This window comes from Roseburia sp. AM59-24XD, from assembly GCF_003478445.1.
In the GTDB taxonomy this organism is placed as follows: Bacteria; Bacillota; Clostridia; order Lachnospirales; family Lachnospiraceae; genus Jutongia.
On the sequence record NZ_QUET01000047.1, the window covers coordinates 1 to 12519 of the forward strand.

At 48.5% G+C, this 12519-nt stretch carries 14 protein-coding genes; 11 read left to right on the forward strand and 3 right to left on the reverse strand.

The window, feature by feature from the left end; genetic code table 11:
• The 10 genes from DXA20_RS16280 to DXA20_RS15340 all read left to right on the forward strand — a co-directional run.
• A partial coding sequence (locus DXA20_RS16280; RefSeq protein WP_199877096.1) for a hypothetical protein occupies nt 1-417 on the forward strand: 417 nt, incomplete at its 5' end.
• A gap of 13 nt (nt 418-430) precedes the next feature.
• Nucleotides 431-1195, forward strand: coding sequence for a YdcF family protein (locus DXA20_RS15305; protein ID WP_118561965.1), 765 nt, complete (start codon nt 431-433; stop codon nt 1193-1195).
• Nucleotides 1196-1230: 35 nt separating this feature from the next.
• Nucleotides 1231-1803 carry an AzlC family ABC transporter permease gene (locus DXA20_RS15310; RefSeq protein ID WP_330421082.1) on the forward strand — a complete coding sequence of 191 codons (573 nt, stop codon included), beginning with the start codon at nt 1231-1233 and terminating at the stop codon, nt 1801-1803.
• On the forward strand, nt 1770-1928 hold the full coding sequence (locus tag DXA20_RS18180) for a hypothetical protein (RefSeq protein ID WP_330421083.1): 159 nt from the start codon (nt 1770-1772) through the stop codon (nt 1926-1928). Before DXA20_RS15310 ends, DXA20_RS18180 begins: the two co-directional genes overlap by 34 nt.
• Before the next feature lie 3 nt (nt 1929-1931).
• Nucleotides 1932-2249, forward strand: a complete 318-nt coding sequence (locus tag DXA20_RS15315; protein ID WP_022305881.1) for an AzlD domain-containing protein — start codon at nt 1932-1934, stop codon at nt 2247-2249.
• A gap of 38 nt (nt 2250-2287) precedes the next feature.
• Nucleotides 2288-3250 (forward strand): glycosyltransferase family 2 protein, encoded by a 963-nt coding sequence (locus DXA20_RS15320; protein ID WP_118561967.1) that lies wholly within the window; start codon nt 2288-2290, stop codon nt 3248-3250.
• 219 nt (nt 3251-3469) lie between these two features.
• Nucleotides 3470-3961 (forward strand): DUF4358 domain-containing protein, encoded by a 492-nt coding sequence (locus tag DXA20_RS15325; RefSeq protein ID WP_158577257.1) that lies wholly within the window; start codon nt 3470-3472, stop codon nt 3959-3961.
• 30 nt (nt 3962-3991) lie between these two features.
• Entirely contained in the window at nt 3992-5113 is a 1122-nt protein-coding gene (locus DXA20_RS15330) for a DHHW family protein (protein WP_118561971.1), read from the forward strand.
• An 18-nt stretch (nt 5114-5131) separates the two neighbouring features.
• Nucleotides 5132-6577 (forward strand): MBOAT family O-acyltransferase, encoded by a 1446-nt coding sequence (locus DXA20_RS15335; RefSeq protein ID WP_118561973.1) that lies wholly within the window; start codon nt 5132-5134, stop codon nt 6575-6577.
• A gap of 119 nt (nt 6578-6696) precedes the next feature.
• Nucleotides 6697-7857: a DHHW family protein gene (locus DXA20_RS15340; protein ID WP_118561975.1), complete on the forward strand. Its 1161-nt coding sequence runs from the start codon at nt 6697-6699 to the stop codon at nt 7855-7857.
• A gap of 558 nt (nt 7858-8415) precedes the next feature.
• Here DXA20_RS15340 and DXA20_RS15345 read toward each other — a convergent pair.
• The 3 genes from DXA20_RS15345 to DXA20_RS15355 all read right to left on the reverse strand — a co-directional run bounded on the left by DXA20_RS15345 (nt 8416) and on the right by DXA20_RS15355 (nt 10043).
• A complete protein-coding gene (locus DXA20_RS15345) occupies nt 8416-9366 on the reverse strand; it encodes an AEC family transporter (protein ID WP_118561977.1) in 951 nt (316 codons plus the stop codon).
• A gap of 76 nt (nt 9367-9442) precedes the next feature.
• A complete protein-coding gene (locus DXA20_RS15350; protein WP_022305873.1) occupies nt 9443-9772 on the reverse strand; it encodes a rhodanese-like domain-containing protein in 330 nt (109 codons plus the stop codon).
• A gap of 85 nt (nt 9773-9857) precedes the next feature.
• Nucleotides 9858-10043 (reverse strand): hypothetical protein, encoded by a 186-nt coding sequence (locus DXA20_RS15355; protein ID WP_022305872.1) that lies wholly within the window; start codon nt 10041-10043, stop codon nt 9858-9860.
• Nucleotides 10044-10265: 222 nt separating this feature from the next.
• Between DXA20_RS15355 and DXA20_RS15360 the strand changes: the two genes are divergently transcribed.
• Nucleotides 10266-12519: InlB B-repeat-containing protein (locus DXA20_RS15360; protein WP_199877097.1), on the forward strand; the 2254-nt coding region annotated here is incomplete at its 3' end.

The window sequence follows — 12519 nt, forward strand, 5'->3', positions numbered from 1 at the left end:
CCGAGAGCGGTAAGTAATCTGTACGGAAGCACATATCCGCTTTACATCTGGCATGAGTTTATGGGAGAATTGCATAGCGGTATGGAATATGCGGACTTCGTATATGATACCGGAAGCTCGGACAACACCGGTGACAAATATCAGACAACCGGTGATGACACAAGGGCGACAAAGGCACCGAAGGAGACGATCGATCCAAGTGCAACATCAACGGAAAACGAGACGACCAGCACCGAGCCTGCTGTGACAGATGCGCCACAGAAGGACGATGGAACGGAGCCGTCCACACCGGATGATAATAGCCAGGGAGATGGCAGCAGCGCAGCGACAGCCAAGCCGCAGAAGCCGTCTCAGGATAATAATTATGAGGATGTGGGACAGGAAACCACACAGGAAGATGTGACCGGCGGACAGTAATTAGGAGAACGCTATGAAAAGGAATCGGATCTGGATGACAATAGTATTTATTCTGGGTGTGATATGCATCGGATATTTTATCATGTATATCACAATGGTTGGGATGAACAATACATTTACATGGTTCTGGCTGCTTGCAGGCGGTGTCCTGATCGGCTGTGATATTCTATGGTATCTGCTTGACAGACAGGGACACCATCTGCCGGTGTGGGCGCACCATACTCTGCTTGCGGTAATCGGTGTGGGCACTCTTGTGTTTGTAGTCGTTGAGGGGATACTGATCGGCTACGGCGGGAGCAAGCCGGATGCCGGAGCTGATTATGTGATCGTGCTGGGGGCGCGTGTGAATGGCGCGAAACCGTCGTATAATCTGGAGAAACGGATCCGGAAGGCGTACCGCTATCTGAATGACAATCCGAAAACGCGTGCAGTGCTTTCCGGCGGGAAAGGACCGGGTGAGGATATCAGCGAGGCGCAGGCAATGTATACATATCTGACAGAGCTTGGCATTGCAAAGGAGCGGCTGATCCTTGAGGATAAGTCGGTCAACACGGATCAGAACCTGCAGTACAGCAGGGATAAGATTTCGGATCCACAGGCAAAGGTAGTGATCGTAAGCAATCAGTTTCATATTTTCCGGGCAACCCGTATTGCAAAGAAAAAGGGGTTTACCCATGTACAGGGAATGGGAACAGGTGTAAAATGGTATACAGTTCCCAACATGTATGTACGTGAGGCTTTTGCAGTATTGAAATATGCCTTGTGTGGACAAATATAGAGAAGGGACCCGCAAAGGGGCGGGGATAATGTACAATGAATGATTTTAAGAGGGGGATGCGTGACGGCATCCCCATTGCTATGGGATATGTACCGGTCAGCTTTACATTTGGACTGATGGCGGTGTCTGTCGGAATGACGTGGTGGCAGGCGTTATTGATCTCGGTGATGAATCTGACCTCAGCCGGTCAGTTTGCCGGCCTGGATATCATGGCAGCGAGTGGTGCCTATATGGAAATGGCACTGACGGAATTTATCATCAATCTGCGCTACGCGCTGATGTCGCTTTCGCTGTCCCAGAAGTTGGACAGGTCGATGACGTTGCCGCACCGGTTCGCGATAAGCTACGGAATTACGGATGAGATATTCGGTGTGGCGTCCAGCCGTAAGGGCGAGGTCGGTAAATGGTATTTTTACGGACTGATCAGTCTTCCGTTTATCGGCTGGCAGGCGGGAACGCTGTTCGGTGCATTGCTTGGCGGAGTTTTGCCGGCGATGGTCAGTGATGTACTTGGAATTGCAATCTACGGTATGTTCCTTGCGATCATTCTGCCGCAGGCAAGAGAGGATGCCGCGTGTCTGAGGTCATTCTTGTGGCGGTGGCGATGAGTTGCTGCTTCCGGTGGATTCCGATGTTTCGTCATGTATCCTCCGGTTTTGTGATCATTATCTGTGCTGTGGCAGCCTCCGCTCTGGGAGCATGGCTGTATCCGGTGAAAGAAGAGGAGGGCTAAGCGATGGATACGATGAAGTTTTTTATTTACCTGGCAATATCAGCCGGTGTGACCTATCTGATCCGTATGATCCCGTTTGTCCTCTGCCGTGGCAAAATGGAGAATCAGTTTATCCGTTCCTTTTTGTTTTATGTGCCGTATGCGGTGCTTGGAGCCATGACTTTTCCGGCGATCTTCACCTCGACCGGATCAATCATCTCCGGCAGTGTCGGAACGGCTGCAGCACTAGTGCTGGCATTTCGGAAGAAGGGGCTTTTGCAGGTGGCGGTCGGTGCCTGCGCGGCAGCATTTGTTGCGGAGCTTGTGATGATGTTTGTGTGACAGGAGACCTGTGGCGCTAAGAGCGGAGAGGAGACAAAATGGCAACCTTCAGTTTATGTATGATCGTGAAAAATGAACAGAATGTGCTGGCACGCTGTCTGGATTCTATGGCGGATCTGATGGATGAGATCATTATCGTGGATACCGGATCGCAGGATACCACCAAAGAAATTGCGGCAAAATATACCGATAAGATCTATGATTTTGCATGGATCGACGATTTTGCGGTAGCAAGAAATTTTGCGGCGTCCAAGGCACAGATGGATTACATATATACGGCAGATGCGGATGAGTATCTGGATGAGGCGAACCGGGAGAAGCTGCGGCAGCTTAAAGAAGCGCTGCTTCCGGAGATTGAGATCGTGCAGATGTATTACTGCAATGATATGGGCGAATGCAATACGACCGGTAACTTTGAAAGGGAGCTTCGTCCAAAGCTGTATCGCAGGCTGCGTTCCTTTACCTGGATCGATCCGATCCATGAAACGCTGCGGCTGGATCCGGTGGTCTTTGACAGTGAGATCGAGATCATTCATAAGCCGGAGCATAATCATGGTGGCAGGGATCTGACAGCACTGAAGCGGCTGCATGACAAGGGAATCACGCTGTCTGCCAAGCTGCATCATATGTATGCGATGGAACTGTTTATTGCCGGCAGTGAGCAGGATTTTCTGGATGCGGAGGCGAGCTTTCTGGAGAGTATTGAGCAGAACGGCAGAACAGACGATGAGATTCTTGAAGCGGTCTGCGTGCTCACACATATTTACCGGCTTAAGAAGGATGTGGCACACTTTTTCACCTATGCACTGCGTGGAGTCGCGATGGGCGGCTGCGCGGAGCTGTGCTGTGAACTGGGTACATACTATGAGGAACAGGGTGAACCGGCGGAGGCGGCAATGTGGTATTTTAATGCTGCCAATGAGACGGAAAGTATCCTGGATATTGCCTGCCATACAAGGCTTCCGCAGGAGGCACTGGAGCGGATCACCGGGCAGAAATGATGGGATTTTGAAGCGGGATACATTTCCATGGCAAAAAAGAGAAAATCTATTGACTTATGGGAAATGTCGATTATATAATCATATTGGTGCTTTGTTTTCAGCACGAATGATAAAGGTCGAAATGAGGGTTACCATGGTTGAACAGAAGGATAAGAAACAGCTATATGTGCTGTTTGTATGCAGTGTATTTGTATTGGCAGTTTCATCTGGGCATTTAAAATGGAAATAAATACAACGGCTTCTTCGCCGACCGGCATTGAGGATCACAGCAGTCACAGAGACAAAGCTGGGGAGAGCGGTCAGAAGAAGGATGCGGAGACGTTAGACATAGATGCGTTTGCCGAAACCGTTCTTGAGAAGGTGCCTTTTGATACAACACTTGAGAAGATGGATGACTCTGTAACGCAGAGTATGATCACCACCGCTTCGGATAAGACGAAGGTTGTGCTTTACATGGGGGAGGGAACCAGTGCGGATGAACTGCTGATCATGACAGTGAACGACGAGAGCCGGATGGATCCGGAGATTGAGAATGTGCAGCAGCATCTGACGGATATGCAGCAGTCATTTCAGGATTATCTGCCTAAGGAAGCCAAGAAGATCGATGATGCAGTGATTCTTCAGAGCGGAAAATACATCGTCGCATGTGTATGCTCTGACAAGGATACGGCGGGCAGTGTGATCCGGGAACAGTTAAAAGGCAAGAAGTAGGATACCTATGTGTTTCGGCGGAGGAATGAAATGAGAAAAGTTTTTGCACTTTGTATGATTACAGTGGCGTGTATTGTCAGCACCACAGCATGTGGTGCCGGAAATTCCACGAACCGTGCTGGCAGTGATACATCCGACAGTGTGAGAGAGATCACGGTCAATGAGAGCAGTAAGCCGGCAGAGGCGGCAGCCGAGGAGAATAAGAACGGGAATAGTGCCGGAACCAAGAAGTCATATGCAAAGATCACATCGGATGCGAAGCTGCAGGGCTTTGGAGGCACTGTAAAGCTGGGCGGAAACGCCTATGAGCTGTACAATTATGTGGAGAAATCTGCGTCAAATTATGCCTCTGTTGTCAACACCGTGGCATCCCGTTTGAAGGGAAAGGCAGATGTTTACGATCTGGTTGTACCGACCAGTATGGGAATCACCTTTCCGGATAATAAGACCTCCAAGGTCAATTCTTCCGATCAGAAGAAATCTATTCATTCCATTTATAAAAAGATGAATCATCAGGTAAAGACAGTGCCTTTGTATGATACAATGATGAGCCACCGGCAGGAATATATTTATTTCAGGACGGATCATCACTGGACAAGCAGAGGGGCTTATTATGCGTATCGTGAATTTTGCGATGCCAAGGGACTTACAGCACATGAGCTTTCCGAGTATCAGCAGGAGAATTTCGGGAGCTTTCTGGGATCGTTTTATCTGGATACCAACCGCAGCAAGACGCTGAAAAAGGACAAGGTGAAAGCATATTTCCCGGTTGATCATGACAAAATGACGATGACATACCACGATCAGAATGGAGGCAGCTACAAGACCTCCGTGATCGCCAATGGTCAGAAATACAGCGTGCAGCTGAAATATTGTGCGTTTCTTGCCGGAGATAATCCATACACGGTGATTCATAATAAGAAGATCAAGGATGGATCAAACTGTGTCGTTGTGAAGGAGTCCTACGGTAATGCGTTTATTCCGTATCTTGCGGATCATTATCAGAAGATTTATGTTGTTGATTATCGTTACTGGAAGGGAAGCGTATCAAAGCTTGCCACGAAGAATAACGTACAGGATGTGATCTTTATCAACAATATCTCGATGACACGTAATGCGTACCTCGTCGGAAAGATCGCGCAGATTAAGTAGATATAAGGGGCAGAAGTAATGGTTTTTAGCAGTATGGTGTTTCTTTGCGGATTTTTGCCGGTGGTGCTGACAGTATATGCACTTTGCCCGGTGAGATTCCGCAATTTCTTTTTGTTTATTGCGAGTTTGTTTTTCTATGCGTGGGGAGAGCCGAGATATATCGTGATCATGCTGTTTTCCACGGTGTTTGATTACGCCAACGGAATCGCCATGGAATATCTTGACCGCCGGGAGAAACCGCAGTACCGCAAATGGGTGCTTATGCTGTCGGTTGTTGTCAATATCGGAATCCTTTGTTTCTTCAAATATACGGATTTTGTGCTGGAGAGTGTGGGAACGCTGACGGGTCATCCGCTGCCGCTTCTGAAGCTGGCACTGCCGATCGGTATTTCCTTTTATACCTTTCAGACACTTTCCTACACGATTGATGTTTACCGCAGAAAGGTCGAGGTACAGCATAATATCATTGATTTTGGCATGTATGTGTGCCTGTTCCCGCAGCTCATCGCCGGTCCGATCGTGCGCTACAGCGATGTGGCAGAGCAGATCCGGAACCGGAGGGGAAGCTGGGAGGAGCGTGCATACGGTGCACAGCGGTTTATTGTTGGGCTTGCCAAAAAGGTTCTTCTTGCCAATCAGATCGGTGATCTGTGGTCGCAGATATCAGTATTGCCGCAGAGCGACATGAGTATGTCGGCGGCATGGCTCGGTGCGATCGCCTATACCTTTCAGATATATTTTGATTTCTCCGGTTATTCGGATATGGCGATCGGACTCGGACATATTCTGGGCTTTCGTTTTCCGGAGAACTTCAATTATCCATATCTGTCCCGGAGCATTACCGAGTTCTGGAGGCGGTGGCATATGACGCTTGGAACCTGGTTTCGGGAGTATGTGTACATTCCGCTGGGAGGCAACCGTAAAGGAACGATCCGCCAGATCTTTAATCTGTTGGTGGTGTGGTTTTTGACCGGTTTGTGGCATGGTGCCGGATGGAATTTTATCCTGTGGGGACTTTATTTCTTCGTTCTGCTTCTTGTGGAAAAGCTGTTTTTACTGCGGGAAATGGGGAGGTGGCCGAAGATTTTCCGGCATATCTATGCACTGTTTTTCATCGTGCTTGGCTGGGCGGTGTTTGCATGCGATGATATGAGTGTATTGTTTTCGTATCTGCAGAGCATGTTTGGTGTCAACGTGGCGGCAGGTAATGGAATCGCCGCTTATTACTGGCAAAGCTATGGCTGGCTGCTTCTTATTCTGGTGATCGGAAGCACACAGCTTCCGAAAAAGGCAGTGCGGAGCGTGTGTACATGGCTTTGCACCGTAACGGGGCAGAGATTTCCGGCAGGCGGCGAGCGTCTGGTGTACGTGCTTCGTGCGGCAGGGCTTGCAGTGCTGCTTCTGATCAGTGTGGCACTTCTTGTCAGTGGAAGCTACAATCCATTTTTATATTTTCGTTTCTGACACAAGTGATCTTGGGACGAACAGAAGTAATTTCAGGATAATATGTCCGGAATGAAGAGAATAACAGCCGGATTTATTATCAATATGCCGTGTCAGAAGCGGCACAATGAGGATCGATCATGAAGAAAAAAGACATTATATTTGTAGTTTGTTTTGCCGCAGCACTTGCGATTGGCGGAATTGTGACCGTCACAGCGGGACACAGAGAATATTCGGATAATGAGAACCGATATCTGATACAGTTTCCGAAGCTGGTGCCGGAGGATGTGATGACCGGAGAGGTTCAGCAGGAGCTGACGGATGCATTCAACGATCAGTTTCCGGGAAGAGACTGGCTGACGGCACTTTCCACAACAGTTAAAAAGGGAATTGGCATGAAGGATGTCGGCGGGGTCTACCTCGGAAAAGATCATTATTATTTTGAAAAAATCATGAATCAGAATATTTCCCGGACAGATTATTTTCAGAATCTGCGGTTTGTCAATCGTCTGGCGTCCTTAAGCAAAGATGCAGAGGTGACAGCGCTTCTTGTGCCATCGCCGGGACAGATTCTGAAGGACAAGCTGCCGGAGCATGCTTCCCTGTATGATGCGGATGCCATGTACAAAACGGCAAAGGAGACGCTACAGAATGTGAAGCTTGTGGATATCCGGAAGGACATGAAGGAAGTCCGGAAGCAGCAGAAGGGAGCCGGTGTGCAGGACTCTTCCGGGGAAACGCAGGTGTATTACCGGACTGACCATCACTGGACGCAGTACGGCGCATATGTGGGATATAAGGCATACACAGAATCCGTCGGACGAAAGGCAGCCTCCTATAAGAACTTTGATATTAAAGAATTTAGCGATGCCTTTTATGGCACCCTTTATTCCAAGGCACTCGACAGCGATGCCGTGCCTGACACGATCGAACTTCCGGAGAATCTGCCGGAGGCGGAGATTACCTGTGATGGAAAAGAAATCGATGCCGTCTACGACACGGCAAAAAAGAACGAAAAAGATAAGTATGCTGTTTATTTTGGCGGCAATTACGGCGAAGTGGATATCCGGATGAAAAATCCGGATAACGACCGAACACTCGTGATCTTCAAGGACTCCTTCGCAAACAGCATGGTTCCGTTTCTGATGAAGGATTATGCGCAAATCCGGATGATCGATCTGCGGTACTTCAAGAGGTCGGTCAGCAAGTACATGGAAGAAAATCCTGCCGATGAAGTGCTGGTGCTCTATGAGATGAGCAGCTTCGCGCAGGCAGACAAACTAAATAAACTCATGAAATAAGGAATGCTCCCATGCTTCGGTCTTCCCAGGATGAAGCTTGGAGCATTCCTATAATATTTCTTATGTTCTGTAAGGTAAATGATAATTTTGCCTCGTAAAACAAATTGATCCGTGGACTCTGTCTAAAAAATTGACGCAGATCAGTAGGATTTCCGAAAAGTCTTTGCTTTGCAATGCTTTGATAAATACGTATCCGAACGATCAAGCCCCGTAGGTGGGCTCAGCTATTTCGGACGGCACGCTCCCGCTACCACTGCACCACGCAACGGTACATAACGCCCCAAGCATTCACTAAATTATAAATATGTATTTGTGAAACTTGGGCGTAAGTACCGGCGGGTGCAAGTGCCTTTCGAAACACCTGAATCCCACCTCGGGGCGCGTACGGTAGGATGCGTTTATCAAATATCAAAGCAGCAAAGCAATTAGACTTTTCAAAATCCGTCAGTGACAAGACAATTTTTTAGACAGAGTTCACGGATTTTCAAGTGCCTTGGCAGGCAAAATTATATTTCAAATAATCGGGACATAAGAAATATTATAGGTGAATCCCCGACATTAACTGATCAGGCTCAACAGACGGAGCAGGAAGATCCAGAAGGTCAGGGTGACCGAAGATAACAGGGTGGTGGCGACCACGATGCTCGAAGCAAGAATGTCGTCACCATCCATATTTTTTGCCATAATATATGCCGCAGGCGTGCATGGGGAGGCGAGCATGATCAGCAGCGCGATCAGCTCCTGATCGCGGAAACCTAAGAATACTGCGGTCGGAAGGAAGATTGCTGCCCAGCCCAAAAGCTTCATGAAGGAGGCCGCAAAGGTCGGCTTCAGCTTTGCCAGTGCCTTTCTACCCTCGAAGCTTGCACCGATCGAGATCAGCGCAAGGGGAGAGGTCATGACGGCAAGATTATTGATGGATTTGCTTACAATGCCCGGGAGCGGCAGGTTGATAAAGGATGCGATGAGTCCCAGGACAATGCCGATGATGATCGGATTCTTCAGAATATTGATAAATGCCTTGCGGATATTGGCGGAGGAGTCTGTGCCGGTGTGTCCGCTTTCAAAGGTCAGAACGATCACGGCGAAAACATTGTACAGCGGCACAGAGCCGATGATCATAAGCGGTGCCATGCCGGAGCTGCCGTAAATATTCTGGATAAAGGCAACGCCGAGAATGGCGGCGCTGCTGCGGTAAGAACCCTGCACGAAGGCACCGACCGAATGCTTGTCCTTCAGAGTAAGCTTCGCAACGATCCATACCGACAGGATCGAAAAAAGAGTGGCAACAAAGCAGAATCCGACATATTTCACATCAAAATGATGCCGGATATCTGTGCCAGCCAGATCCAGAAAAACAAGACATGGCAGGCAGACCTTGAAGACAAAACGGTTTGCGACTGATGCAAAATGATCATCGATAATCCCGATGCGTTTAAAAATATTGCCAAGTATCATAATGGCAAAGATTGGTACAGTTGCGTTTATACTGAAAATAAAACTATCCATGGTAATCTCCGTTCTGAATAAATTGTTGCAAAGAGGCGGACCTCCGCAAAAATTTTAGCAGAATGGCATGATATTTTCAAGAGACGGCGGTGCCGTGCCAGCGGTGGAAACCACCGTTTAAGCTCATGACCGTGTAGCCGCGGACTGCAAGATCTCTTGCCGTGATAAGGCTGATATGACCGGAATCACAGTAAAGAACGATGTGCGCCGGCAGCCTGTTGTGAGCGGCTTCGTAGTCCTTGAGCAGTGATGGAAATTCGCTGACGGCACGTTCCCAGTCCAGCCGGACAGCACCGGGAATATGCCGGTTTTCATAATCACTGCGGCTGCGAAGATCGATCAGCAAAGTATCCGCCTCCTGAAGATATTCGTTTAACGTTTTTTCTGATATCACGCGATAATTCATGGGACCGCCCCCTGATCTCAACATTATGTAAAGGGGGCATGAAGCCCCCAAAAAAATCAATGCGTTGCTTCGGAAACAGACCGGATTAATAGCGGTCAGACTCGTCGGAAGTGTGGCAGTTTCGGGTTGTGTTCTTGCTGCTGTTCTTCATTTTGTTTGAGCTCTTGTTTGAGGTGTTTGAAGCATTGCTTGTGTTTGAAGCGTTGCCGGCATTCTTGGAAGAATTGTAGCTATTGTCAGCATTTGTCGAATTTGATGAATTTTTTGCCATAATTATACCTCTTTTCTAAGTGATAATGATTCGGTCAGGAGAATTTCTCGTGACACCATTGTGATTGTTGCATGAAATAGTATGGCGTATTTTATAAAAATTATGCAAAAACTCTAAAAATATTGAAAAAAATGCTGATATACTATATTATGTTAATATCTGTATAATGTTACGAAATGATTTTCGTCAAGGGAGATTATATTAGAAAATGAGGTGTAAGGAATGAAGAGAAACAAACAGGTATTGAAGGCGGCTGCATGGGCAATGTCATTCGCAATGATGGTGACATGTGTCGATGTTCCCGGGGCTGCACTGGCAGCCAAAAAGCCGAAGCTTAACAAGAGCAAGGCTGTGATCCGGGTGGGAAAAAAGATAAGGCTGCGTGTGAAAAATGCCGGCGGAAAGAAAGTAAAATGGACCAGCACCAAAAAGAAAATTGCCTCTGTCACCAAAAAGGGAGTTGTCAAGGGCAAGAAGGCAGGAAAGACTGTGATCAAGGCAAAGGTAGGGAAGAAGACTCTGAAGTGCCGCGTAACAGTCAGGAAGAATAATGTGCAGGCATCGGCAGATGTTTATTCATTTGCGCCACAGACGAATGCACCACAGGCAACGAACGGAAGCAATCAGACTTTGGCTCCGCGTAATTCCCAGCGTCCGACTGCGTCAGCACCGGTCAAGAGTCCTGCTGCATCTGCAAAACCGGGGGTATCTGCGGGAACGGCGTCCGGTCAGCCGACCGGCACAGCACCGTCTGCAACGGACATTCAGACACCGGAGCCAATTAAAACACCGTCTGCAACGGACATTCAGACACAGGAGCCGATTAATACACCAGATCCTGTGAAGACACCGTTTGCAACGGAGACGAGCGTTCCGACACAGACGCCGTCTGCAACGGATATTCAGACTCCTGAGCCTTCCGATACAGCAGTACCGTTTCTGTCCACCGTGCAGATTACGACGAAGAAGGACGGAGAAGTATGGTCGGAATCCGAGAACAGCTATTACCTCAAGAAGCAGGGTGCAAGTGCATTTGAGGACAGTATGAGTGTGGAGGACGGAACCTACGATATTTATGTGTACGATGGGGAGACACTGGAAGATACCGATGAGGATGTTGAGGTAACCGGTCATAACCGTAAGATCACGATCGATTACTATACGGTCAGCTTCTGGGATGAAGACAATACCTTGATGAAGAACATTGACAAGCAGATCGTCCGCAAGGGAAAGAAAGCGGAATGTCCGGAATTTACTCCGGGTAAGATCGACTGGACCTTCAAGGGCTGGTATGTCGATGATATGGAAAGCGGCGACACTGTTATCTATGATTTTGACCGGCAGGTAACGTCCACAACGTCACTTCGTGCGGAATGGAAGTTTTCTCCGGGAAGCACCGTTTATACGGCGGCATATTTCCTGGCAGATTTTGACGGCAATTACGAAGATGAGCCAACCAGAGTACAGGAGGGAATCGGGATGGCTCAGGCAGAGACGACAGTAACGGCGTCTGACAGTCCCCAACCCGGCTTTGTGCCGGACACCGAACGAAACGAGAAAGTGTCCGTAAAAGCGGACGGTAAAACAGTTGCGAGGTTTTATTATAAGAGAGCATCTTACCAGTTAAAGTGGGATTTAAACGGTGCCACCAAGGACGGGGCATCTTATCTTCAGGAGAGCGTTCCATATGGACAGAGTATTGATCTTCCGGACGTGACAAGAGAGGGCTACACCTGTGAAGGCTGGGTTGATTCCGATGGAACTCCATGGGCGGATATAACGAAAATGCCGGCGGGTGATGTGACTTTTAAGGCAACATGGAAGCCTGTTGAATACACGATCCATTATGATCTGGGCGGTGGCACGTTTGATGCAAACTGGTCGGCACCGGAGAGTTATTCGATCGAGAAGGAAGCTTATATTTATCAGAAACCAACCAGAGCCGGTTATACCTTTAAGGGCTGGATCGGAGATAACGGTGACACTCCGCAGGATGTGATTGCTGTGAAGGGTAGTGAGACTACCGGTGATAAGTATTATAAGGCGGTATGGACAGCAGATGTATATTCGATCAGTTACAACTTAAACGGCGGAGAGTGGGGCGTACACAAGGGACCGGATAAGTTCACGGTTGAAACGGAGGACTTTACACTTCCGATTCCGGAACGCGCAGGATATCAGTTTATCGGATGGACCGGCAGTAACTTATCAGAGCCGCAGATGACCGTGACGATCGAGAAGGGAAGTATTGGCTATCCATATTATATGGCAAACTGGGTTCAGGTAGCTACACCGGTACCAACGCAGGCACCGACGGCAGTGCCAACGAAGAAGCCAACCACGGAACCGACAAAGGCACCGACGGCAGAACCAACGAATACACCGACGGCGGCACCAACGGCAGTGCCAACGAAGATGCCGACCGCAGTACCGACAAAGGCACCAACGAAAACGCCGACCACAGCGCCAACGAAGG